At 74.8% G+C, this 23,049-nt stretch carries 18 protein-coding genes and 1 tRNA gene; 8 read left to right on the top strand and 11 right to left on the bottom strand.

Going from position 1 to position 23,049, the window contains the following annotated elements; translation table 11 throughout:
- The first annotated feature begins 23 nt into the window (after window positions 1–23).
- Complete coding sequence (locus IF19_RS0120305; protein ID WP_030120957.1) at window positions 24–533, top strand: hypothetical protein; 510 nt, start codon at window positions 24–26, stop codon at window positions 531–533.
- 64 nt (window positions 534–597) lie between these two features.
- Here the strand turns inward: IF19_RS0120305 and IF19_RS0120300 are convergent, their stop codons facing one another.
- Window positions 598–1,065 (bottom strand): hypothetical protein, encoded by a 468-nt coding sequence (locus IF19_RS0120300; RefSeq protein WP_030119353.1) that lies wholly within the window; start codon window positions 1,063–1,065, stop codon window positions 598–600.
- Between the two features lie 284 nt (window positions 1,066–1,349).
- On the opposite strand from IF19_RS0120300, the gene IF19_RS0120295 reads away from it, so the two are divergent.
- Window positions 1,350–2,255, top strand: coding sequence for a Gfo/Idh/MocA family protein (locus tag IF19_RS0120295; protein WP_030119354.1), 906 nt, complete (start codon window positions 1,350–1,352; stop codon window positions 2,253–2,255).
- Here IF19_RS0120295 and lnt read toward each other — a convergent pair.
- The 4 genes from lnt to IF19_RS01000000134865 form a co-directional block, all read right to left on the bottom strand.
- The gene (lnt, locus tag IF19_RS0120290; RefSeq protein ID WP_030276602.1) at window positions 2,227–3,879 is read right to left on the bottom strand and encodes an apolipoprotein N-acyltransferase; all 1,653 of its coding nucleotides are present in this window, start codon (window positions 3,877–3,879) and stop codon (window positions 2,227–2,229) included. The two genes, IF19_RS0120295 and lnt, sit on opposite strands and share 29 nt — an antisense overlap.
- Before the next feature lie 157 nt (window positions 3,880–4,036).
- On the bottom strand, window positions 4,037–4,555 hold the full coding sequence (locus IF19_RS0120285) for a nuclear transport factor 2 family protein (protein WP_030120960.1): 519 nt from the start codon (window positions 4,553–4,555) through the stop codon (window positions 4,037–4,039).
- Between the two features lie 220 nt (window positions 4,556–4,775).
- Window positions 4,776–5,645 (bottom strand): universal stress protein, encoded by an 870-nt coding sequence (locus tag IF19_RS0120280; RefSeq protein ID WP_030119358.1) that lies wholly within the window; start codon window positions 5,643–5,645, stop codon window positions 4,776–4,778.
- 164 nt (window positions 5,646–5,809) lie between these two features.
- Window positions 5,810–6,934, bottom strand: coding sequence for a ferric reductase-like transmembrane domain-containing protein (locus IF19_RS01000000134865; protein ID WP_030276600.1), 1,125 nt, complete (start codon window positions 6,932–6,934; stop codon window positions 5,810–5,812).
- A gap of 237 nt (window positions 6,935–7,171) precedes the next feature.
- Between IF19_RS01000000134865 and IF19_RS0120270 the strand changes: the two genes are divergently transcribed.
- Entirely contained in the window at window positions 7,172–7,846 is a 675-nt protein-coding gene (locus tag IF19_RS0120270; protein ID WP_030276598.1) for a hypothetical protein, read from the top strand.
- Window positions 7,847–8,223: 377 nt separating this feature from the next.
- Window positions 8,224–8,859, top strand: a complete 636-nt coding sequence (locus IF19_RS0120265) for a sigma-70 family RNA polymerase sigma factor (protein ID WP_050493874.1) — start codon at window positions 8,224–8,226, stop codon at window positions 8,857–8,859.
- Here the strand turns inward: IF19_RS0120265 and IF19_RS0120260 are convergent.
- The 4 genes from IF19_RS0120260 to IF19_RS0120245 form a co-directional block, all read right to left on the bottom strand.
- Window positions 8,856–10,322: an MFS transporter gene (locus tag IF19_RS0120260; RefSeq protein WP_030119363.1), complete on the bottom strand. Its 1,467-nt coding sequence runs from the start codon at window positions 10,320–10,322 to the stop codon at window positions 8,856–8,858. The two genes, IF19_RS0120265 and IF19_RS0120260, sit on opposite strands and share 4 nt — an antisense overlap.
- A gap of 10 nt (window positions 10,323–10,332) precedes the next feature.
- Window positions 10,333–11,556: an ATP-grasp domain-containing protein gene (locus IF19_RS0120255; protein ID WP_030119364.1), complete on the bottom strand. Its 1,224-nt coding sequence runs from the start codon at window positions 11,554–11,556 to the stop codon at window positions 10,333–10,335.
- A complete protein-coding gene (locus IF19_RS0120250; RefSeq protein WP_050493879.1) occupies window positions 11,553–12,740 on the bottom strand; it encodes a pyridoxal-phosphate dependent enzyme in 1,188 nt (395 codons plus the stop codon). The genes IF19_RS0120255 and IF19_RS0120250 overlap by 4 nt, the downstream gene beginning before the upstream one ends.
- Window positions 12,741–12,859: 119 nt before the next feature.
- A complete protein-coding gene (locus IF19_RS0120245) occupies window positions 12,860–13,600 on the bottom strand; it encodes a class I SAM-dependent methyltransferase (protein ID WP_030119366.1) in 741 nt (246 codons plus the stop codon).
- Between the two features lie 414 nt (window positions 13,601–14,014).
- Between IF19_RS0120245 and IF19_RS1000000138330 the strand changes: the two genes are divergently transcribed.
- The 4 genes from IF19_RS1000000138330 to IF19_RS0120230 all read left to right on the top strand — a co-directional run bounded on the left by IF19_RS1000000138330 (window position 14,015) and on the right by IF19_RS0120230 (window position 21,095).
- Window positions 14,015–18,412: a bifunctional nitrate reductase/sulfite reductase flavoprotein subunit alpha gene (locus IF19_RS1000000138330; protein ID WP_030276594.1), complete on the top strand. Its 4,398-nt coding sequence runs from the start codon at window positions 14,015–14,017 to the stop codon at window positions 18,410–18,412.
- Window positions 18,413–18,428: 16 nt separating this feature from the next.
- On the top strand, window positions 18,429–18,995 hold the full coding sequence (locus IF19_RS0120235; RefSeq protein ID WP_030118941.1) for an AAA family ATPase: 567 nt from the start codon (window positions 18,429–18,431) through the stop codon (window positions 18,993–18,995).
- Window positions 18,996–19,301: 306 nt separating this feature from the next.
- Window positions 19,302–19,378 (top strand) — tRNA-Ser (locus tag IF19_RS1000000137735).
- Window positions 19,379–19,478: 100 nt separating this feature from the next.
- A complete protein-coding gene (locus IF19_RS0120230) occupies window positions 19,479–21,095 on the top strand; it encodes a TROVE domain-containing protein (RefSeq protein ID WP_030118940.1) in 1,617 nt (538 codons plus the stop codon).
- 169 nt (window positions 21,096–21,264) lie between these two features.
- On the opposite strand, the gene IF19_RS0120225 is transcribed toward IF19_RS0120230, so the two are convergent.
- Entirely contained in the window at window positions 21,265–22,137 is an 873-nt protein-coding gene (locus IF19_RS0120225) for an undecaprenyl-diphosphate phosphatase (RefSeq protein WP_030118939.1), read from the bottom strand.
- A gap of 175 nt (window positions 22,138–22,312) precedes the next feature.
- Entirely contained in the window at window positions 22,313–23,035 is a 723-nt protein-coding gene (locus IF19_RS0120220; RefSeq protein ID WP_030118938.1) for a TVP38/TMEM64 family protein, read from the bottom strand.
- Window positions 23,036–23,049: the final 14 nt, after the last annotated feature.

Here is a 23,049-nt window from a genome sequence, read left to right as displayed (position 1 = left end):
GGACGGGCGACGAGGAGCGAGTAGTGGTGGAGCGGCAGCAGGTGTCGGAGGACGCCGTCATGACCCGGATCGGCCAAGCCGTCATGCTGCTCCACGCAGGTGACCGCGAAGAGGCCCGCAACCGCTTCGGCGCGCTCTGGGCGGAGCTGGGATCGGACGGCGACCCCCTGCACCGCTGCACGCTCGCGCACTACATGGCCGACGCCCAGGACGACCCGGGTGACGAGCTGGCCTGGGACCTGCGCGCCCTGACCGCCGCGGAGGCCGTGCGCCACACCGAGGGCCCGGGGAAGCCGGGGGAGTCCGGCGGAGAGGGGGCGGCGGAGCACCGGGACCTGCCGGCCGTCCGCGCGTTCTCCCCCTCGCTCCACCTCAACCTCGCGGCGGACTACCTCAAGCTCCACCGCCACGACGCGGCCAGGACCCACCTCCGGCTGGCCCGCGCGGCGGCCGCCGAGCTCGCGGACGACCGACAGGGCCGCGGGGTCCGCGCCGCCATCGACCGCCTGGAGCTCCGCCTCCGGGAGCGGTGACCCCGGCGGCCCGCGAACCGCCGGCCACCGGGCCGGCGGCCGCGGTGGCCCCGGGGCCGGAGCGTCAGCGACCGTACGCCTCCGAGCAGATACGGGACTGCGGGCTTCCGGCGGGCCACTTGCCGTACCCCCGGCCCAGCGCGCAGACGTCCGCCCCGCCGGGCAGGCGCGGCACGGCGGGCGCGACGACGGGCGGTGCGGCGCGCGGCCGGCGCGGGGTCCGCTGCCGCGGCGGGTCCGCGCGCTCGGCCGGAGGGGCGGCGTCCGCCGGACCGGAACGCCGGGGCGGACCGGCGTCGGGGGCCGGGGGCGCGGGGGAGGACGCGCGGGAGGGCGACGGACTCGGACCGGGCACGGCCTCCAGCGCCTCGCGGGCGGGCGGCTGCACGACCTGCGGGGCCACGTCCTGCACCGGCCCGGCCGTGCCGGGACGCGGGGAGGGAACGGCTCCGGGCTCCACCGACACGCAGCCGGAGACGGCGGCGACCGCCAGGCCGGCCAGGAGCGTCGCGGCGATTCTGGTTCTCTGCACGCGGCAACTCTGCGGCCCGCACCCCTCTGGCGGGCGCCGGTGCGCCGGGAATGGCCCGCACGAGTGACCCGGTCAGCACGGCTCCCCGGCCCGTACACGCCGGGGAGCACCCCCCCACGGCGTGCCGCCGCGGCGGCGCCCGATCTCCGCGTTCCCCACCATCACGCCCCTGGCCAGGGGTTTTGTCGCCGGGGCGGTCGATGGGCCACCGGCGGCGACGTATGCTGCCGGGGCGCGGCCGGACAGCCGCGCACTGTGGAGCGGCACGGCGACAGGGAGACCTCGTGAAGATCGGTTGCATCGGGCTCGGCGACATCGCCCGGAAGGCGTACCTGCCGGTGCTCACCGCCGTACCGGGGGCCGAACTGCATCTGCAGACCCGCACCCCGGCCACGCTCCAGGAGGTCGGCGACGCCCACCGGGTCCCGACCGGACAGCGCCACACCACCCTGGACTCCCTCATCGACGCGGGGTTGGACGCGGCGTTCGTGCACGCCCCGACCGCCGTGCACCCGCAGATCGTGGAACGCCTCCTCGATGCCGGTGTCGCCACCTATGTCGACAAGCCGCTCGCCTACGAGCTCGCCGACTCCGAGCGGCTGGTGAACCTCGCGGAGGAACGCGGCGTCAGCCTCGCCGTCGGCTTCAACCGCCGCTTCGCCCCGGGATACGCGCAGTGCGCGGAGCACCCGCGCGAGCTGATCCTCCTGCAGAAGAACCGGGTCGGGCTGCCCGAGGACCCGCGGGCCATGGTCCTCGACGACTTCATCCACGTCGTCGACACCCTGCGCTTCCTCGCCCCGGGCACGGTCGACCACACCACCGTGCGGGCCCGCGTCGTGGACGGACTGATGCACCACGTGGTGCTCCAGCTGTCCGGCGACGGGTTCACCGCGATCGGCATGATGAACCGGCTGAACGGCTCGACCGAGGAGATCCTCGAAGTCTCCGGCCAGGACACCAAGCGCCAGGTACTCAACCTCGCGGACATCGTCGACCACAAGGGCCAGCCCAGCGTGCGCCGCCGGGGCGACTGGGTGCCGGTGGCCCGCCAGCGCGGCATCGAGGCGTGCGTCCTCGCCTTCCTCGACGCCGTCGGCCGGGGCGAGACGCTCAGCGCCCGGGACGCCCTGGCCACCCACGAGCTGTGCGAGCGGGTGGTCACCGAGGCCCTGGAACAGGCTTCCTGAACGCCCGCGCCCCCTCCACCGCGCACAGGACGGCGAGCACCGCCAGCGCCCCGTACACCGGCCAGTCGCCGAACCGGCCGTAGAGCGTCTCCCCGCGCGCCAGGGGCAGCTCGAAGACCTCCGCCGCGCTCGCGTCGGTGGAGAGCGGGCGGCCGACCCGCTCCCCCCTCGGCCCGTACGCGGCGCTGATCCCGGTCAGCGTGGCGTGGACCGTCGGACGGCCGTTCTCCGCCGCCCGCAGCGCCCCCAGCGACGCGTGCTGGGCGGGGGCCCAGCTGTGCTGGAACGTCGAGGTGGCGGACTGCGCGACGATCACCTGCGCACCGTCGCGCACCAGCCTGCGGCTCATGTCGGGGAACGCCGTCTCGAAGCAGACCAGCGGGCCGATCCGCAGCCCCGGCGCCCCGTCCGGCAGCGCCATCACGACCTGGCGGTCGCCGCGCAGCCGGTCCTCGCCCGCCGCCCTGCCCACGGAGGTCGCCCACCCCAGCAGGGAGCGGGCGGGCACGTACTCGCCGAACGGGACGAGCCGCATCTTGTCGTAGCGGTCCCCGGTCGGTCCGCCGGGCCCCACGAGCACGGCCGACTTGAAGATGCCCGTTCGCCCCGAGCCGTCCGTCTGCCGGGCGTCCACGTTGACCAGCAGGTCCGCGCCGACCCGGCGGGACAGCTCCGCCAGCCGCCGTACGGTCCGCGGGTCCTGCCACGCCCCCGCTCCGATGCTGCTCTCGCCCCACACCACCAGGTCCACGTCCCGGCCCGCCAGCGTCCGGGTCAGCTCCTCGCCCCGGTCGAGGCGGCGCGCCACGCTGCCCGGCCCCCCCACGACACCCGGCTGTACGACGGCGATCCTGACCGCGCCCGCGCTCTGCGGCCGGGGCGCCCACGCCGCCACCGCCGCGACGCACAGGCCGCACACCACCAGCAGCGCCCCGGCGGCCGTCCGGGCGGCGCGGTCGGCGATCAGCAGGACCGCACCGGTGCTCACCGCGACCACCAGCAGGCTCACCAGCCACACCCCGCCCACCGAGGCGAGCCGCAGGGCCGGACCCACCTCCCACTGGCTCGCGCCGAGGAGCCCCCACGGGCCGCCCAGCCCCTCCCAGGACCGGACCAGCTCGATCATCAGCCAGCCGGAGGGCACCACGAGCACGGCGGCCGCCCCCCGCGCGGCGGACGGCGTCCCGCCGAGCAGCCGGGCTGCCAGCAGCCCCCAGGGAGCCCACAGCAGCCCGAGCAGCGCGGCCAGCAGCACGATGAAGACGTGGAGACTCGGCATCAGCCAGTGGTGCACGGCGACGACGAATCCGATCCCGCCGAGCCAGCCGTCCAGCGCCGCCCGGCGCGGTGAGCGCGCGGTACGGATCAGCAGCAGCCAGGGGACCAGCGCCAGATAGGCGAACCACCAGAGACCGGGCGCGGGGAAGGCGAGCGCCGGCAGGGCCCCGGCGAGCACCGCCGCCGCGCCCCGCGTCCAGGCGGAGGTGAGCGGCCCGGCGCGGGGGGAACGCCGGCCCGGGGGCGACGCTTCGTCACCCGCCCCGGCGGTGCCGGAACCCTCGCCGGGAGCGGGGGCGCCCGCGGGCCCGCCGTCCGGGGTGCCACGCCCGCCCCGTATGCGCATGCCGTGCCCTCCTCGGTCGTGCACGGGCGGGCGGTCACCGTGGTCGCCGGTCACCGCGTCAGCCCCTGGAGCCCCGCGCCACCCAGTGTGGGCCAGACGGTCCGCGTCGGACACAGGACGCGGGCCGAGCGGGGCACGCCGGGTCGTGGGCGTCCCGTCACGCGCCCGGGGCGCGGCGCCACTTCTCGTGGACGGTGAGCCGGTGGATCAGCCAGTCCGGCCCGGTGCGCAGCAGCTCGAAGGTGTAGCGGCCGCCGGTGACGAAGTCGGGGGAGAGGCCGCCGGACCGCCCGGAGCCCGCCTCCCCGGAGTCCGCCTCGCCGGGGGAGCCCGTGCCGGCCGCCGCCCGGTCCAGGCGCATCGGGTTGAGGTAGTCGGCCCGCACCTCGGCCCGGTCGCCCGGGTAGCCGCCCAGGTCCTCCAGGCGGACGCGCCGGTTGACGATCAGATGCTGGCGTACGGGGAAGAGGCGCATCGTCTCCGCGAGCCAGCGGGCCATCTCCTCGGCCGGGCCCTCGATCCCGCCGGCGTCCCGGTAGTCCGCGCGGCCGTCCTCGGCGAACAGGGCCCGGTACGCGGGCCAGGCACCGTCGTCCACGGCCGCGGCGTACCCGGTGATCACCTCATCGATGGCAAGCCGGTCCAGTACGGTCGCGAGTGCCACGCGCTGTGTCATCGGCCAAGTCTCGGCCACGCGGCCCGCGAGGCCAAGAGTCGTGCGGCGGTGTACGAGGCAGTGTGGGGTGGTGAACGAGGCCCTGTGGGGCCGTTGTACGAGGCCCGGTGGGGCACGGCCCGTCTGCACCGGCCCGTCCGCACCGGAGGCTTGGCGGTTCGCCGGGGCGGGCGGGCCGGAGATCGGAGGCCCGGTGGTCGGCCGGGGCGGGCGGCGTGGTTCAGCAGGGCACGACGGCGACCGCGCCGGGGGCGTGCGTCACCGTCGTCTGGGCCACCGGGGACAGCCCCAGCCCGAGCGACTCGCCGCCCTTGCGGCGGCCGATCACCGTCAGGGCGGCCGTCGCCGACGCGGCCACCAGGGTCCGCGACGCGGAGCCGTTGACCGGCTCCCGGACGATCTCGACCTGCGGGTACCTCTCGTGCCATCCCGAGGTCAGCTCGGCCAGCGTCCGGGCCGCCGAGTCCGCCGCCTCCTCGCGGTCCAGGACGGGCCCGCCCGCGAGCATCGAGGAGAACATCGTCCAGCCGTGCACGATCCGCAGCCGGGCCCCGGGACGGGATGCCGCGGTGGCGAAGGCGAACTCCAGGACCGCCTCGCTGCTCTCGTCGGCGGCCACCCCCGCCACGATGTCGGTGCGGGCCGGTGCCTCGGCGTCCCGGTCGCCGTCGCCCTCGGGGCGGTCGTCCCGCACGATCACGACGGGGCAGCTCGCCATGGAGGCGGTGGCGAGGCTGTTCGAACCGGTCATCAACGAGCGGAAACCGCCGAGTCCGCGCGAGCCGACCACGACCATCGACGCGTCCCGGGCCAGCGAGACCAGGGCCGCGGACGGGAAGTCCAGCGGGGCCAGCGTCGAGGGCCGCAGCGCCGGAGCGACGATCGCGCTCCGGCGCACGGACTCGGCCAGCAGCTCCTCGGCCTCCCGCCGCCCGGTCTCCTCGTCGATCTGCCGGGTGAGCGGACGGACGTGGACGATCAGCAGCGGCAACGCGCGCCGCACGGCCTCGCGGGTGGCCCAGTCGAGCGCCTGGCGGCTGTGCGTGGAGCCGTCGACGGCGGCGATCACAGGAAGATCGTTGGTGGTCATGGACCGAGCGTACGTCTCCGTGCGAACGCCTCTCGCCGGGCTCCGGAACCACCCCCCGCCGGGCGCGAGCCCCCCGACCTCCCCGCCGGGGCGGCCGAGCCACCCCCCCTCCGTGCGGCTCCCCTCTCCGCACGGCCCCCGCCTCCCGGGTCGCGGACGGTGGCTCAGTCGTGATTGTGGGTGGAGGAAGTGTCCTCCGGGGGCACACTGCGACCGCCGTCCCTGCCGGTGGCCACCACGGCGACCAACGCCACCACGACCGCCACGACGGCGAGCCGGCCGCCGAGTCGCAGGGCCCACCGCGTACGTTCCCCGGCGCCCGCCCCGGGGCGGGCGGACAGCTTCTCCGAGCGCCGGGCGGGCCGCAGCAGCCGCAGGAGCAGCAGCGCGGCGATCGGGAGCTGGAGCAGCCAGACGCTGGTGCGGAACCACCCGTCGTACCAGACGTTGGTCCCGTACAGCAGGGTGTGCCAGACGCTGAGGACGTAGACGACGATCACGCAGCGGTGCAGGACCCGCCAGGTTCTGGGGCCGATGCGGTGGCGTACGTAGAAGAGCAGGCCGAGCGGGATCGCGAGGTACAGGGCCGCCTGGCCGACCGGGATGGCGATCCGCCCGGTTCCCGAGTCGTAGCCGCCGGGGACGAACGCCTCCACGAAGGCGGTGGCGACCGCCGAGTTCCACGACGCCGTGTCGTGGCGGACCAGTTCGGCCGCGAACAGCAGGGCGTGGGCCGCGATCAGGGCCATGGTGTTGAGGCTCGTGGTGCGGTGCAGGCGTTCCAGCCGGGGCGCCGATATCGGGAGGCGGCCCGGTCGGGGCCCCGACAGCATCAGCCCCAGGACGACGGTGCCCCAGGCCCAGAGCAGCGCGGACCAGCCGAACGCCTGGCTGAGGAAGTACATCCAGAAGCCGCCCGCGTCGGCCATGAACGGCATCACGGTGACCGTCGAGGACGTCTTGTTGCGGATGCGCACATAGAGGAGGACGAAGACCGCCGCGGTGATGAGGAGCGCCACCAGGCCGTCGGGCCACGACGCCCGCAGATCGGAGCGGAGCGTCGGCCGTCTCGACTCGCCCGCGGTCCGGGGGGCGGGGACCCGTCCGTCGCCGGACGCGGAGCCGGGTGCCGGGGTCGCCGCGTCCGGGCCGGACGCGGTGGCGGGCGGGACCGTCGCTGGCGGTGTGCCCGGGCCGGACACCGTGACCGGGCTGTCCGCCGGGGCCGGAACGCTCCCGGGTGTCTCGGCGGCCGCTGCCTGTTCGGGGGTGGGGGACGGGTTCGTCATGCGGCCTCTTCGGTGCGGGGGCGGTAACGGCGGGTGGGGCGTGTGCGGCGGCCGCGGGCCACGAGGCTGGTGCAGGCGCGTTGTTGGAGCAGTCGGGCGGGGGAGAGGGAAAGTTCCCGCACAGGTGATGTGATGTGGATCACGTCGAGGGTTGGTGGTGCAAACGGGGCCAACTCCCTTTGTGTCGGCATCTGATGCCCTTCTCTCCCGCGTGGGGGCTGCTGGCACGATGGCCCCATGGGAGCCGGAACCGCACTCCGACTCGGACGCACCGCGCTCTTCGCGGTGGTGTGCGTCGCCGTGTCCGGACTCGGGCACGCGCTGATGTCCGGCGCGCCCCTGCCCCTGCTCGTCCAGGGCGCGGCGCTGATTCCGGTGTGCGGGGCCGGGTGGTGGCTCGGGGCGCGGCGGCGGAATGCCCCGGTGACCGTATCGGCGCATGTGCTCGGCCAGTTGGGGCTGCACGCCTTTTTCTCCTTCGCCGGGCCCCGGCTGCCGGGCGGGCACGGTGGGCACGGTGCGGGCGGTGGGCGTCATGCGATGGGAGCGATGAACCACTCCGCCCACCAGGCCGCTGTCGGCGGCCCGTTCGACCTGATGGGGCTCCTGTCGGCCTTCGACGGTGCGGCGTTCACCCTCGGCATGGCCGCCGCCCACGCGCTGGCGGGGCTGGTCTGCGGCTGGTGGCTGTGGCGCGGCGAGGTCGCCCTCGCCCGGCTGGCCCGCTGTCTGGTGCTGTTCGTCCGGGCCCCGCTCCGGACGGCCTGGCGCCTGTGGTTCGCGACACCGTCCGCCCCGGCCCGGCCCGCCCGCCGGCGGACCCGTCCCCGGCGCAGCCGCCGGCGGCGGGACCCGCTCGCCCTGCATGCCATCTCCCGGCGCGGGCCACCGCTCTCCCTCCGCTTCCGCTGACCATCCACGCTCTCCGGCCGCCATGCGCCGGAGGCTGCACGGGTGTGCCCGCGCACACCCGTGACCGGCACGCCGGCCTCCCGGGCCCGTCGCTCCGCGCGACCGCCCGCGACCGGTGTACGGAGCCGGGCGCTCGCCGCCCCGGCTCCGCGAGGACGCGAAGGACCACCGTGAAACCAGCTGTTCCCGTACGACCGGAACCGGCGCCGCCCGCGCCGACTCCTCCCGCCCCCGCGGCCGCGCCCCGGCCGGCCGGACTCCGTCCGCCCGGCCCCCGCCAGCGCGGAGCCCACCCGGCCGACACCCGTCCGCCCGGCCCGAGGGTCCCGGACGCCTCCGGAGCCCCGCCCGGCCTCAAAGGCCCTGACGGCTCCCGGGTGCAGCCCGGCTCCCGGGGTCCTGACGGCCCCAGGAGTTCCGACAGCTCCAGGGGTCCGGCCGCCCGGCGGAACGACGGGCAGATCACCGACTGGGCGCTGGCGGCGGGTGGCGGCGACCGGGAGGCCGCCGACCGGTTCGTCCGGGCGACCTACGAGGACGTCCGCCGGTTCGTCACCTACCTCAGCTCCGACGCCCCCGGGGCCGACGACCTGGCGCAGGAGACCTACCTGCGGGCGATGAGCGGACTGGCCCGGTTCGCGGGGCGTTCCTGCGCCCGTACCTGGCTGATGTCGATCGCACGGCGCGTCGTCATCGACCGGCACCGGGCCGCCGCCGTACGCCCCCGGACCGCCGACACCGCGGACTGGCAGACGGCCGCGGAACGGGCCCAGCCCCGCCACCTGCCCGGATTCGAGGAGTACGCCGCGGTGCTGGACGCCCTGCGCCGACTTGACCCGGCCCGCCGCCAGGCGTTCGTCCTCACCCAACTGCTGGGCGCCTCCTACGCGGAGGCCGCGGCCACCGCGGGCTGCCCGGTCGGCACGGTGCGCTCCCGCGTGGCGCGCGCCCGCCGCGAACTGGCGGGGCAGTGGCGGGCGGAGCCGGAGGAGGGCGGGCCCGGGGCCGGTTAAGGCGCGGCCGCCCGGGACTCCTCGGGGTCCCGGGCGGTACGGCGGCGGAGCAGCAGGAACACCGGCAGCAGCAGGCACTGGAGGCCGACCGCCACCCAGAACCCGCGTGCCGAGCCCGCCGTCTCCGCCGCCCCGTACAGCTGGCCGCCCACCACGGCGGCGCCGAACGCGCCGATGCCCGCCGCCAGCCGCTGCCGCCCGAACACGCTCGCCGGGGCGGCCGTGGAACGGGCCAGGGCCTCCAGGTCGTTCTTCAGGAAGAGCACGATCTCGCCGAGGCACAGCAGCACCGCGCCCACCGCGATCCCCGCGTGCCCGCCGGCCCCGATCGCCGCCATGCCGGCCGCCATCGCGCCGAAACCCCACCACTGCGCCGCCGGATAGCCCAGCGCGGCGACGCGTTCCGCCAGCAGTGGCTGCGCGACGACGAGGAGGGCCGCGTACCCCGTCAGCACCGCCCCGTAGAACCCCGCCGACGTGCGGGGGACCGCGTACAGGGCCAGGTAGTGCTGGAAGAACATGAACGCGTACACGCTCAGCACGGTCACCACGAACGGCGAGAGCCCGGGGGACGCCGTGAGGCGGTCGCGGACCGGGGCCGCGGCCGTCGCGGCCCCGCCCGGGACGCGGTCCCGCCGTTCACCGCCGCCCCGGGCCGGCAGGGAGGCGCCCGGCATCGGCGCGACGGCGGTCGGCGTCGGCGGTGCGCCGGCCGGCGTCGCTGGGGTGGCAGTCGGCGTCAGTGGGGCGGGGGGCGGCGTCAGCGGGGCACCGGCCGACACCGACGGTGCGGGGGCGGAACGCCCGCCCGCTCCGCCCCCCGACCCCTCGCGCGGCAGCAGCGCGTGCCCCGCTCCGACGAGCGCGAACAGCACGGTGACGCACGCGAACAGCGCCCCGGGCGATCCCATGACGAGAGGCGCGGCGGCCGGAGGGCCCAGCGCCATGCCCGCGTTGAACGCCGAACCGCTCGCCGACAGCAGCCGGGGGCGGGCCGCCTCGGACGCGCCGTCCACCAAGTACGCCTTGTTGGCCGGGAGATACAGCGCCGCACCCGCCGACACCAGCAGCAACGCCCCGACCGCCAGAGCAGGGCTGCCCAGCCCGGGGACGAACGCGGCGAACCCCGCCGTACGCAGCGCCAACGCCAGCAGCATCGCCCGCCGCAACCCGATCCGCCCGGCCACCGGCCCCGCGACCACACCGCCGGCGAACTGGATCAGCGAGGCGACGGCGAGCACGAAGCCGACCGCGCCGAGCCCCAGCCCCAGACGCCGGTGCAGCAGCACCGACATGTACGGCAGCACGGCGAAGCTGCCCAGCGTGATCAGGAACGAGGCTGCCAGCAGCGCCCGTTGGGCCCCGCTCAGCGGCGTACGCCCGGCGTCGCCACGCCCCTTCCCCCACCGCCGGACCGGGCCGACCCCGGCCTCCGGAGCCCCCTTCGGCCGGCTGGGGCTCATCCGTCCGGCCTCACACCGCGTCGGCGACGACCGGGCGGACCCGGACGGCCGCGCTCCACGCCCGGTGCTGCGCCAGCTCCGCCGTCGCCCCCTCCGCCAGCACCATCCCCGTACAGCCGCGCTGATCTCCCACGTGCGTGACGCTCTCGCCCGGAACGCGGACCGGGAACCACTCCACCGCCCCGGGGAACGCCGCGAGTTCGTCGAGGCCGAGCCAGCCCTTGAGCACCCCGGGCCGTTCGGCGTAGACGAGGACGAAGCCGTACGCCGGCCCCTCGGCGACGAGCGGGGCGTCCAGCAGCGCCGGGCGGCGGCCCAGCGCCTCGTCCACCATGGCCGTGTAGACGTTGGTCCGCAGCGTCCGGCACAGCACCTCGCCGACCAGCGCCCCGCCGATCCTGCGGTTGATCTCCACCAGCTCCGGGCCGTCCGCCGTCAGGATGAACTCCACGTGGGCGAAGCCCCGTTCGTGCCCGGCCACCGCCAGGACCCGGCCCACCCACGCCTCGATCCCGGCCCGTTCCGCCGAGGGCAGAGCCACCGGGAACGCCGCCGCCTCCTCCCGTACCACCGAGGCCCGGGACGTCTGCCGGCTCAGCACTCCGAGCAGTCGCGTGGTCCCGTCCCAGCTGAGGGTCTCCGCGCTGTACAGCGGCCCGGCGAGGAACGCCTCGGCGAACAGCCCGCCCGCCAGCCGTTGTTCACCCGCCTCTGCCAGTGCCCGGTGCAGTGCTTCCTCGTCGTGCGCGATCCAGACGTCACGCGAGGAGGTGCCCGCCGAGTCCTTCAGGACCGCGGGCAGCCCCACCGCCCGCAGCACCTCCCCGGCGCCTTCGGGACCCGGCGGGACGGACACGGCCGTGCCGCGGCTCAACCCGTGTGCGTGCAGCGCCTCCCGGACCCGGCGCTTGTCGCGCAGCAGCCGTACGGACGCGGGATCGGCGCCCGGCAGCCCCAGGGCGGCGGCCAGCTCCGCGGCCGGCACGCTCCAGGTGTCCGTCGTGTTGATCAGCCCGGCCAGGTCCGGCACGGCGGCCAGTGCCCGGCGGACGGCCCCGGGGTCGTCCGTGTCCACGTCCACGACGTCCAGCGCGTCCGGCGGCAGGACCGCCAGCTCGTGCCGGTAGACGGAGCGGTCGCGGGTCAGCAGGGACAGCCGGTGCCCCGCCCCGGCGGCGGCCTCCGCCATCCGGCCCAGGCCGAAGGAGAGGGACTCCAGTGCGGCGATCGTCATGGCAGCAGCTCCACGGTCGGTGAGGGGGACGGCGGTACGGGGGAGGGCGTTGAGGGGGAGGGGCCAGGGCTCCCGGGCGTGACGTCGTCGCCCTCGGCGCTTGTCCGGGCGTCGGCTCCAGCGGCCGCGCCGCCTGCTACGGTCGCGTCCTCCTCGGCGGCCCCGTCGCCCTCGGCGGTCCGCGCGGCCCGGGGAGCGGCGCGTCCCGCCCACTCCATCACGGACCACGGCGGCCGCAGATCGTCCGGTGAGACGATGGTCCGGGGCCGCAGCCCGGCCGGGTCCAGCGCCTCGGTGTGGCGGGCGAACACCCGCTCCGCGTAACGGTGTCCGGTGTCGGCGCCCAGCACCAGATGCAGCCGCCCGGGGTCGCGGGCCGCCTCCCAGCCCGCCGCGAGGTGGGCCGCGCCGGTGGACAGACCCGCGAACACGGCGTGGTCGCGCAGCAGTCCGACGGCCCCGGCCATCGCATGGCGGAAGTCGAGCCAGTGGACGGTGTCGTACAGCTCGTGACGGACGTTCCCGAACGGGATCGAGCTGCCGATGCCCGCGATGATCGCCTCGGGGTCCTCGAACCGCTCGCTCCCGAACGTCACGCTGCCGAACGGCTGGATGCCCACCAGCCGCACCGGCCGCCCCGACTCCCGCAGCGCGCGGGCCAGTCCACCGGTCGAGGCGCCGGTGCCCACCGCGCCGACCACGGTCAGCGGGCCCTCCGGCAGCGCCCCGGACAGCAGCTCCGCGAACTCCCGGTAGCCCTCGTGGTGGACGCTGTCGTGGTACTGCCGCATCCAGTAAAAGTCCGGCCGTTCGGCCAGCAGCCGGCGCACGTGGCGTACACGCGCCTCCTGGTCCAGGCGCAGGCTCCGCGAGGGCGGCATCGCGTCGACCGTCGCCCCGAGGATCTCCAACTGCGCCCGCATGGTGGCGTCCACGGTGGTGGAGGCGACGATGCGGCAGCGCAGTCCGTAGCGGTGGCAGGCCATGGCGAGGGCCAGCGCGTAGATCCCGCTGGAGCTGTCCACCAGGGTCTGCCCGGGCACCACCCGGCCCCGGCGCAGCAGCGAGCGGACCGCGCCGAGCGCCGCGTACACCTTCATCGTCTCGAAGCGGGCGAGGACGACGTCGCCGGTCAGCCGGATCAGGTCCGGGGCCTTCACGGCGTCGGTGATGTGTTCGTGGATCGGTGCGGGGGCGGCCCGGAGGCCGGGGTCCCGGGGTTCCGGCGCATCCCGGAGCGCCGGGGTGAAGCGGGGCCGGGTGCTGTCGGGCGCGGCGTGCGGGCGGGGGCCCGTCCCGGCCCTCACGGGCGTCGCCCCCGGACGACGAGCCGGTCCGAGTCCTGGTCGTACCCGGAGGCGTCGAACCCGCCGAAGCACTCCACGTCGGTGAAGCCCGCCTCTTCGAACAGGGCGTGCAGTTCGGCCGCCGAGTAGAGCCAGGAGGTGATGGACGCCGTCCGCGCCGTCGTGCCGCGCACCAGCGTCCAGTCCGTGCGCAGCCGCCGCCAGCTGTCGAGGACGGTGTCGCGCTGGACGACGTAGGAGCCGTCCGGCAGATCGACCGCCTTGGGCCGGCCGATCCAGCCCGCCAGCACCTCCTTGCCCATCACGTCCACCAGGAGCCTGCCGCCCGGCGCGAGGCTCTCGCGGGCGTTGCGCAGCACCCGGAGGTTGTCCTCGGCGGCCTCGAAGTAGCCGAAGGAGGTGAAGACGTTCAGCACCACGTCGAAGGCTTCCGGCTCCCGGTACGTGAGCATGTCGGCGCGTTCCAGCCGGGCCTTCGCCCCCGCCGCGTCGCAGGCGGCGCGGGCCCTCTCCAGCATCGAGGGGGACAGGTCGACGCCCGTCACCTCGTACCCCCGGGCGGCCAGCGGCACCACGAAGAGCCCCGGCCCGCAGCACAGGTCCAGCACTCTCGTACCGGGCGGGAAGTCCAGCAGCGGCGAGCCGTCGACCAGGGCGGCCGCCGACTCGGCCCGCGCGGGCGGGAACATCGTCGGGGCGAAATCGGACCAGAGCGCGTCGTCCTCGTACCAGTGCATGCCGTGCGGTCTCCTCACGGGCCAGGAGCTGTCTGCCGTCCCTCCAGTAGTCGGCCGGCGCGGGCGGGGGGTTCCCGCAGACATCCCGGTACGCGACGGAGAAGCCCCGGGCGTGTCCGGCGGACCCCGACCGGGCCCGCTCCCTGGCCCGGCGCGCCGACCGGGCCCGATCCCCGATCCGCCGGATACTTCGCGGACACCACCGCTGTCCCGGCCCGACCCCTGGTCCGCCGGACGCTCCCCGGACGCCACCGCTCTCCCGGGCCTCACCAGGGGCTTCCGGCCGGTGTGCAGCCGACGTAACAGCCGCCGCCCGCCCGGTGTCATCCCCGGGTAACGGGCCCTTCCTAGGTTCGGGAGCGACCGCCGCCCGACCCGCGCTCCTTCGGGAACGCCCGCCCCCGGAGGGCCGCCATGACCGCGCCGACGACCCCGCCGCCGGACGCCGGCACCGCCGACAGGGTGCGTACGGTCTGCTCGTACTGCGGCGTCGGCTGCGGGATCGTCCTCGACGTCGCCACCGGACCCGACGGCCGCCGCACCGTCGTCAAGGCGTCGGGCGACAAGGACCACCCGTCCAACGCCGGCCGGCTCTGCACCAAGGGGGCGACCGGCGCCGACCTCCTCGCCGCCCCCGGCCGGCTGACCACCGCCCTGGCCCGCCCCGAGCGCGGCGAGCGGCCCGTCCCGCTCGGCCGGGACGACGCCATCGCCGAGACCGCGCGCCGGCTGCGGTCCGTGCTGGACGCCCACGGCCCGGACGCGATCGCCCTCTACGTCTCCGGGCAGATGTCGCTGGAGGCGCAGTACCTCGCCAACAAGCTGGCCAAGGGCTTCATCCGGACCACCGCCGTCGAGTCCAACTCCCGTCTCTGCATGGCGAGCGCGGGCAGCGGCTACAAGCTGTCCCTCGGCGCGGACGGCCCTCCCGGCTCGTACGACGACTTCGCCCACGCCGACGTCTTCCTCGTCACCGGCGCCAACATGGCCGACTGCCACCCTGTCCTCTTCCTGCGGATGATGGAACGCGTGAAGGCGGGCGCGAAGCTCATCGTCGTCGACCCCCGGCGCAACGCCACCGCCGACAAGGCCGATCTGTACCTGCGGATCCGGCCCGGCACCGACCTGGCCCTGCTCAACGGACTGCTGCACCTCCTCGTCGAGAACGGGCACACCGACCCGGAGTTCATCGCCGAGCACACCGAGGGCTGGGAGCGGATGCCCGCCTTCCTCCGCGACTACCCGCCCGCCGCGGTCGCGGAGACCACCGGCATCCCGGAGGACGACATCCGGCAGGCGGCCCGCTGGATCGGCGAGGCGGGCGCGTGGACGAGCTGCTGGACGATGGGGCTCAACCAGTCCACCCACGGCACCTGGAACACCAACGCGCTGATCAACCTCCACCTGGCGACCGGGGCGATCTGCCGCCCCGGCAGCGGCCCGTTCTCGCTCACCGGCCAGCCCAACGCCATGGGCGGCCGCGAGATGGGCTACATGGGTCCCGGACTGCCCGGCCAGCGGTCGCTCCTCGACGACGAGGACCGCGCCTTCACCGAGGAGCTGTGGGGGATCGAACCCGGCACCCTGCGAACCGACGGCTCCGGCGGCGGGACCGTGGACATGTTCCGGCGCATGGCCGACGGCGCGATCAAGGCGTGCTGGATCATCTGCACCAACCCGGTCGCCTCCGTCGCCAACCGCCGTACCGTCGTCGCGGGGCTCGAAGCGGCCGAACTCGTCGTCACCCAGGACGTGTTCGCGGAAACCGAGACCAACGCGCACGCCGACATCGTGCTGCCCGCCGCGCTCTGGGCCGAGTCGGAGGGCGTGATGGTCAACTCCGAACGCACCCTCACCCTGTCCCGCCGCGCCGTCGACCCGCCCGGCGAGGCGTGGCCGGACTGGCGGATCATCGCGGAGGTCGCGCGCGCCATGGGGTACGAGGACGCCTTCGCCTACACGAGCGCCGAGGAGGTCTTCGCGGAGATCACCCGGGCCTGGAACCCGCGCACCGGCTACGACCTGCGCGGAGTCACGTACGAGCGGCTGCGCGCGACCCCCGTTCAGTGGCCCGCCGCCGACGCCGGGGGCCCCGCCCGCAACCCCGTGCGCTACCGCAACGACGGCGTCAGCCAGGAGCTGACCGTACGCCCCGACGGAAGCGTGCCGAGGCTCGCCTTCCCGCTGCCCGGCGGCCGGGCGGTCTTCCATGCCCGGCCGCAGCTGCCGCCGGCCGAGATGCCAGACGAGGACTTTCCGTACCTCCTCAACACCGGGCGGCTCCAGCACCAGTGGCACACGCTCACCAAGACCGCGAAGATCGGCAAGCTGAACCGGCTCGACCCCGGCCCGTTCATCGAGGTCCACCCGGACGACGCGGCCGCGCTCGGCCTCACGGAGGGCGACGGGGTCGAGGCCGCCTCACGGCGGGGCCGCGCGGTGCTCCCGGCGCGGATCACGGACCGGGTGCGGGCGGGGGAGTGCTTCGCCCCGTTCCACTGGAACGACCTGTTCGGCGAGTACCTCGCGGTGAACGCCGTGACCAACGACGCGGTCGACCCGATCTCCTTCCAGCCGGAGCTGAAGGCGTGCGCGGTACGGCTGACGAAGGTCGCGGCCCCGGTGGTGCGCCCGGCTCCCGCCACGACGGACCGGACGGGGCCCGCGTGCCACACGGGGGCGGCGGGCCTTGTCGGACCGGCGGGGCTTGCGGGGGCGGCGGGCCTTGTGGGATCGGCGGGGCACCCGGGGGCGACGGGCCCGACGGGACGCACGGGACGCGCGGGGACAGCGGGCCCGACGGGGCTCGCGGGCCGGACGGAGTCGGCGGGCCTCACCGGACCGGCGGACCGGGCAGTGCCCGCGGGCCTGACCGGACTGGCGGACGCCCTGGGGCTGCCGGAGACCGCCCCGCCGGTCCTGACCGACCCGGAACGCCGCTATCTGGCCGGGTTCCTGGCGGGCCTCGGCGCCCGCCCGGCGGGCACCCCGGTACTTCCGGCCGGAGCCCCCTTCGCCCCGGACCACGCCCTGTGGGTCAACGGAATGCTGGCCGGCGCCCACTCCCGCCTCCCGGAGCCCTCGGGCCCCGGGACCGCGCCCGCGCCACCGGAAAGCGCCCCGGAGAAGCCGGGCGGCCGCCCGGTCGTCGTGCTGTGGGCCTCGCAGACCGGCAACGCGGAGGAGGTCGCCGCGACGGCCGCCCGGACACTGGCCGCCGAGGGGTACCGCACCACGCTCCTCGGCATGGACGACGGCCCGCCCGGGACGCTACCGAGCCAGGCCGACCTGCTCGTCGTCACCAGTACCTTCGGCGACGGCGACGCCCCGGACAACGGATCCGGGTTCTGGAAGTCGCTGAACGCCCCCGACTCCCCGCGCCTGGAAGGCGTCCGCTACGCCGTGCTCGCGCTCGGCGACTCCACGTACGACGACTTCTGCGGCCACGGCCGCCGCCTGGACGAACGCTTCGGCGAACTGGGCGCGGAGCGGCTGGTCCCGCGCACCGACTGCGAACCGGAGTACGAGCAGCCCTTCGAGCAGTGGCTCAAGGAGGTCCGGGCGGCCCTGGAGGCGACGACACCGGAAGGAGCCGCGGCCCCGGAAGCCACGCCGGAGGCGAGCACCGCGACGGCTCTGGCGCCACCGCCGCCTCTGCCGCCTCTGGCCGAGAAGCGGCCCTCCCGCCCCTCCAGGGCCGCACCCGTCACTGCCCGCCTGACCGGAAACCGCCTGCTGAGTCTCCCCGGAGCGTCCAAGGAGGTCCGCGCCTTCACGATCGACACCCGGCACTCCGACGCCCCCCTGACGTACACGGCCGGGGACGCCCTCGGCGTACAGCCGCTCAACTGCCCCGGTCTGGTTGCCGAATGGCTCGCCGTCACCGGACTCGACGCGGCGGCCGAGGTGGACGTCCCCGGCCACGGAACGGTCGCGCTCGACGAGGCGCTGCACCGCCACCTCGACATCACCCGGATCACTCCGGACCTGCTCCGCCTGGTCGCGGAGCGGACCGGGGACCGCACGCTCAGGAAGCTGCTGCGCCCCGACAACAAGGGCGAGCGGGACCGGTGGGCGTGGGGGCGGCAGGCCGTCGACGTCCTCGCCGAGCACCCGGTCCGGGCCACGGCCGCCACCTGGGCCGAAGCGCTGGGCCCGCTGCGCCCCCGGCTCTACTCCATCGCCTCCAGCCCGCTCGCCGACCCCCACCGGGTGCGCCTGACCGTCTCCGTGATCCGCTACGGGAACCGCCTCGGGCAGATCCGCAAGGGCGTGGCCTCCACATACCTGGCTGACGCCGCCCCCGGCAGTCCGCTGCCCGTGTTCGTCCAGCGCAACGACCGCTTCGGCCCGCCCGCCGATCCGGCCGTGCCGGTGATCATGATCGGCCCCGGGACCGGTGTCGCCCCGTTCCTGGGCTTCCTGGAGGAACGGCGGGCGCTCGGCCACTCCGGAGCCAACTGGCTCTTCTTCGGCGAGCAGCACCGCGCCACGGACTTCTACTTCCGCGACGAACTCGACGCCCTGCACCGCACGGGGACCCTCACCCGGCTGGACACCGCCTTCTCCCGCGACCAGCGCGCCAAGGTCTACGTACAGGACCGGATGCGCGAGCACGGGGCGCAGCTCTGGTCCTGGCTCCGCGACGGCGCCCACCTCTACGTCTGCGGCGACGCCTCCCGCATGGCCAAGGACGTGGACCGGGCACTGCGCGACATCGCCGTCGCCCACGGCGGACTCGAACCCGACGCCGCCGCCGCGCAGGTGAAGCAGCTAGCCTCGGACCGCCGATACGTGCGTGACGTGTACTGAACGAGGGAGTGCGGCGATGGCCTGGGCGGAAGTACCGGTGGACACCGGGGAGCCGGCGGCGGGCGCGGTCCTGCTGATGGGCGTCCCCGGCAGCGGCAAGAGCACGGTGGCCGCCGCCCTCGCCGCCCGGTTCGCCGCCGCGGCCCACATCGAGGTGGACGCCCTCCAGCAGCTCATCGTCTCCGGCGGCCGGTGGCCCTCGCCCGAGCGGGACGAGGAGGCGGACCGGCAGATCTTCCTCCGGGCCCGCAACGCCTGCCTGCTCGCGGGCAGTTTCGTCACCGCGGGCTTCCTCCCCGTCATCGACGACGTCGTCGTACGCCGGGCCCACCTGGACTTCTACCGGGCCAGGTTCACCGAGGGACCGCTGCACCCCGTGATCCTGGCCCCGGGAGCGGCGAAGGCCATGGAGCGCAACCTGGCCCGGGACAAGAGGCTGACGACGGACTGGTCCCCGCTGGACACGGTGATGCGCGCCGAACTCGCCGACGCGGGCACCTGGATCGACAACGCGGACCTGACCGTCGCCGAGACGGTGGAGGCGGTCCTCTCCGCCACCGGCCTGACACCGTCGCTGCCCTGACCCCCGGGCGTTGTCAGACCCCCGCCGTACGGTGGGAACCATCTATCCGCGCTGCTGGCTGCTGCGCTGCTGGATCGCCCCGCCCGGCTGCTCCCGGGCGGGGCGTTATCGCCCCTGGCACCGGACCCCGGACCGGCCCCGGGCCAGGAGACACCGGCGCGGCCCGGAAATGCCGTGGCCCCGTCAGCCGTTCGGGTTCTACAGTGACGGCACAACATCACGCACCTCCCGGTGCGCAGGTCTACGGCTACTTCTTCGAGTGAAATCGCCGTGGTCCGTTCTTGATCTCGGGAGGCACAGCATCGGGGGTGCCCGGTGCGCAGGACCGGGTTACTTCCACTGTCAATGGGATGGTTGCGGGTTCGAGTCCCGTCCGGCGTCCGGCGCCGGTAGCTCAATCGGTAGAGCGTCTTGTCACCCGGACCGACTTTGATCTCGGGCACCCCTCTGCTGGACCTTCCCTCCCTGTGAGGGGCTTCAGCCATGTCTCGCTTCAATCAGCGCAACGCGCGGCCCGCCGCCTCGCCGGTCACCACGAGCGGGAAGCGCACCACCAACCACCAGGGCGGTGCCGGGTTTCTCCGTGACACCGAGTCCGAACTGTTCCTCCTCGCCGTCTCCCACCTCGTCGGCACCGACACCTTCTACGAGAAGGGCGGGGAACGTGACGACCGGTACACCCGGCTCATCCGCGAGGTGGCCGTCACCGACCCCGACTGGTGCGCCCGGTTCCTGCGGTGGCTCCGTACCGACGCGAACATGCGCACCGCGTCTCTCGTCGGGGCCGCCGAGTTCACGAAGGCCCGCCTCGATGCCGGCCTGGCCGGCTGCTCCCGGCAGGCCGTCGAATCCGTGCTCCAGCGCGCCGACGAGCCGGGGGAGTTCCTCGGCTACTGGACGTCGAAGTACGGGCGGACGCTACCGAAACCGGTGAAGCGCGGTCTCGCCGACGCCGTGCGGCGCCTGTACAGCGAACGGTCCCTCCTCACGTACGACACCGACTCCAAGGGCTACCGGTTCGGCGACGTCCTCAACCTCGTTCACCCGTCGCCCGCCGCCGGCAAACCGTGGCAGGGCGACCTGTTCAAGCACGCACTCGACCGCAGGAAGAAGCGCGACGAGGAGATACCCGCCCGGCTGTCCACGCTGCGCGCACGCGAGCAGCTCATGCGTACCCCCGTCGACCGGCGCAGGGACGCGCTCGCCGACCACCGCGACCTCCTCCAGCGGGCCGGCATGACGTGGGAGCCGCTGGCCGGCTGGCTCCAGGGTCCGATGGACGCCGCCGCCTGGGAGGCCGTCATCCCGTCGATGGGCTACATGGCGCTGCTCCGCAACCTGCGGAACTTCGACGAGGCGGGAGTGTCCGACGAGGCCGCCGACACCGTCGCCCGGAAGCTCGCCGACCCCGAGCAGGTCGCCAGGTCCCGGCAGTTGCCCATGCGGTTCTACTCCGCGTTCAACGCCGCCCCGTCCCTGCGCTGGGGCCACGCGCTGGACAAGGCGCTCACCGCGTCCCTCGCCAACGTCCCCCGGCTCGGCGGGCGCACGCTGGTCCTCGTCGACACGTCCAGCTCCATGAACGCCTCGTTCTCCCGGGACGGCTCGCTCATGCGCTGGGACGCGGCCGCGCTCTTCGGGCTCGCGGTCGGCTCCCGGTGCGCCCACGCGGACGTGGTCTCGTTCTCCTCCGCCCGCTACTACACCTCCGACCGGCCCGGCGCGAAGACGAAGGCGTTCCCCCTCACCCGTGGCGGGTCGCTCCTCGGCGACGTCCGGAAATGGAAGGAGGGCGGCTGGTTCCTCGGCGGCGGTACCGACACCGCCGCCGCGCTCCGCGAGGAGTACAGGGGGCACGACCGGGTGGTCGTCGTCACCGACGAGCAGGCCGCCCACGACGGCCGCGAGGTGACCGAAGCGATCCCGGCCTCGACCCCGATGTACACCTGGAACCTCGCCGGCTACCGGACCGGGCACGCCCCGTCCGGTCGTGCCCACCGGCACACGTTCGGCGGGCTCGGCGACCAGGCGTTCCGGATGATCCCGCTGCTGGAGTCGGGCCGTGACGCGAGCTGGCCGTGGGAGGACAAGGCCGCCTGACCGAACGCGACCGCGCCCCGTCCTCGTGCGAGGACGGGGCGCGGTCGCCGTTCGACGGCAGCGGGCGCACGACCTGTCGGACGGTGCGCCCCGCCGCCGTGCCTGCTGGGAGACATCCGGGAGACGGAGGAGCCGATCGGCCCCGCGACGCCTTCCTCCTTCTCCCGTCCTACCCCGCGGACTCGCCCGCGTGCGGGCTCAGCACGCCCATGCCGATCAGCGCGAACAGCAGGATGCCCAGCACGATCCGGTAGATCACGAAGGGCATGAAGCTCTTGGTGGTGATGAACTTCATGAACCAGGCGATGACGGCGTATCCGACGAAGAAGGCCACCAGCGTCGCGAAGATCGTCGGGCCCCAGGAGACGTGGCCCTCGCCCACGTCCTTGAGTTCGTAGGCGCCCGAGGCGAGCACCGCGGGGATCGCCAGCAGGAACGAGTAGCGGGCCGCCGACTCGCGGGTGTAGCCCATCAGCAGGCCGCCGCTGATCGTCGCGCCCGAGCGGGAGACCCCGGGGATCAGCGCCATCGCCTGGCAGAAACCGTAGATCAGGCCGTCCTTGACCCCCAGGTCCTTGAGCGTCTTGCGTTCCTTCACCACCCGGTGCCTGCCGCCCGCCTCGTCCCGTGCGGCCAGCCGGTCCGCGACGCCGAGCACGACGCCCATGACGATCAGCGTCGTCGCGATCAGCCGCAGATCGCGGAACGGGCCCTCGATCTGGTCCTTGAGCGTCAGGCCGAGCACGCCGATGGGGATCGAGCCGACGATGACCAGCCAGCCCATCTGGGCGTCGTGGTCGCCGCGCATCGCACGGTCCGTCAGGGAGCGGAACCAGGCCGACAGGATGCGCGCGATGTCCTTGCGGAAGTAGATGAGCACCGCCGCCTCGGTGCCGATCTGCGTGATCGCGGTGAACGCCGCCCCCGGGTCGTGCCAGCCGGCGAACGCGGCCGTCAGCCGCAGGTGCGCGCTGGAGGAGATCGGCAGGAACTCGGTGAGTCCCTGGACAAGTCCCAGGACGAATGATTCGAACCAGCTCATGGGGTTTGGGCCATCCCGGAGGTGATCGTGCATCGGTGACGGGCGACGGGGCCCGGCGGCCGGGTGCGGAGTGCGGAGTGCGGTCAAGGATCAAGGCTTCGAGGTCGCGGGAAGCGTAGCGCCCGAAGGTGAACGGCAGGCTGACTGAACCGGTCGTCCATGTGCCGCCGCGCGGTCAGTCCCTCGGCGTGTCCCGGCCCAGCCGGTGCCGCTTGCGCCAGGCCACCAGCGCCCCGCCCAGGGCGGAGAGGACGATGAAGCCCATCGCGGCGAGGAACACGGGCGAGGTCGGCGACGCGGCCTCGCTGCCGGCTATCACGTACGCCGCCGTGTTCGGGATCGACCCGAGCCCGGTGGCCAGGAGGAACGGCGGAGCACCCATCCGGGAGGTCGCCGCGCAGTAGTTGGCGGCGGCGAACGGGACCCCGGGGAAGAGCCGCAGCGCCAGGACCGACCGGAAACCGTGCCGGCTCAGCACCCCGTCGGCCGCGGTCAGCAGCTTCCCCCGCAACAGGGTCCGCAGCGCGTCTTGGCCCAGCACCCGGCCCAGCATGAACGACACGCCCGCGCCCAGCACCGTGCCCGCCAGCGCCGCCGCCAGACCCGTCTGCGCGCCGAACAGCGCGCCCGCCGCGATGTTGAGCAGCGGACGCGGTACGAACGCCACCGTCAGCGCCCCGTACGCGAGCCCGAAGAGCATCGCGGCCGTGCCGCCGGTCAACTGCGCCGGCCAGCCCGACGCGAGCAGTCTCTGCGGCTCGAACAGCAGCATCGTCGACGCGGCCCCGAGAAGGACGACCACGAGCAGCGAGAACCGGGACCACGGCGACAGGAGCACCCGGGAGAGGCGCTCGGCCGGGCCGGCGGCGGACCGGGCGGTGGGTACGGGGTCGAACATTCGGGGAGAGTAAC

The sequence above is a fragment of the Streptomyces californicus genome (genome assembly GCF_000717645.1).
Taxonomy (GTDB): Bacteria; Actinomycetota; Actinomycetes; order Streptomycetales; family Streptomycetaceae; genus Streptomyces; species Streptomyces californicus.
The sequence above is the reverse complement of the archived record's forward strand: the minus strand, read 5'-3'. Positions and strand labels throughout refer to the sequence as shown.

Bases quoted from the DNA above. Each gene is read 5' to 3' on its own strand.
- lnt (WP_030276602.1), bottom strand. From the start codon at position 3,879: ATGCGCATACGGGGCGGGCGTGGCACCCCGGACGGCGGGCCCGCGGGC.
- IF19_RS0120285 (WP_030120960.1), bottom strand. From the start codon at position 4,555: ATGACACAGCGCGTGGCACTCGCGACCGTACTGGACCGGCTTGCCATC.
- IF19_RS0120280 (WP_030119358.1), bottom strand. From the start codon at position 5,645: ATGACCACCAACGATCTTCCTGTGATCGCCGCCGTCGACGGCTCCACG.
- IF19_RS01000000134865 (WP_030276600.1), bottom strand. From the start codon at position 6,934: ATGACGAACCCGTCCCCCACCCCCGAACAGGCAGCGGCCGCCGAGACA.
- IF19_RS0120270 (WP_030276598.1), top strand. From the start codon at position 7,172: ATGGGAGCCGGAACCGCACTCCGACTCGGACGCACCGCGCTCTTCGCG.
- IF19_RS0120260 (WP_030119363.1), bottom strand. From the start codon at position 10,322: ATGAGCCCCAGCCGGCCGAAGGGGGCTCCGGAGGCCGGGGTCGGCCCG.
- IF19_RS0120255 (WP_030119364.1), bottom strand. From the start codon at position 11,556: ATGACGATCGCCGCACTGGAGTCCCTCTCCTTCGGCCTGGGCCGGATG.
- IF19_RS0120245 (WP_030119366.1), bottom strand. From the start codon at position 13,600: ATGCACTGGTACGAGGACGACGCGCTCTGGTCCGATTTCGCCCCGACG.
- IF19_RS1000000138330 (WP_030276594.1), top strand. From the start codon at position 14,015: ATGACCGCGCCGACGACCCCGCCGCCGGACGCCGGCACCGCCGACAGG.
- IF19_RS0120235 (WP_030118941.1), top strand. From the start codon at position 18,429: ATGGCCTGGGCGGAAGTACCGGTGGACACCGGGGAGCCGGCGGCGGGC.
- IF19_RS0120230 (WP_030118940.1), top strand. From the start codon at position 19,479: ATGTCTCGCTTCAATCAGCGCAACGCGCGGCCCGCCGCCTCGCCGGTC.
- IF19_RS0120225 (WP_030118939.1), bottom strand. From the start codon at position 22,137: ATGAGCTGGTTCGAATCATTCGTCCTGGGACTTGTCCAGGGACTCACC.
- IF19_RS0120220 (WP_030118938.1), bottom strand. From the start codon at position 23,035: ATGTTCGACCCCGTACCCACCGCCCGGTCCGCCGCCGGCCCGGCCGAG.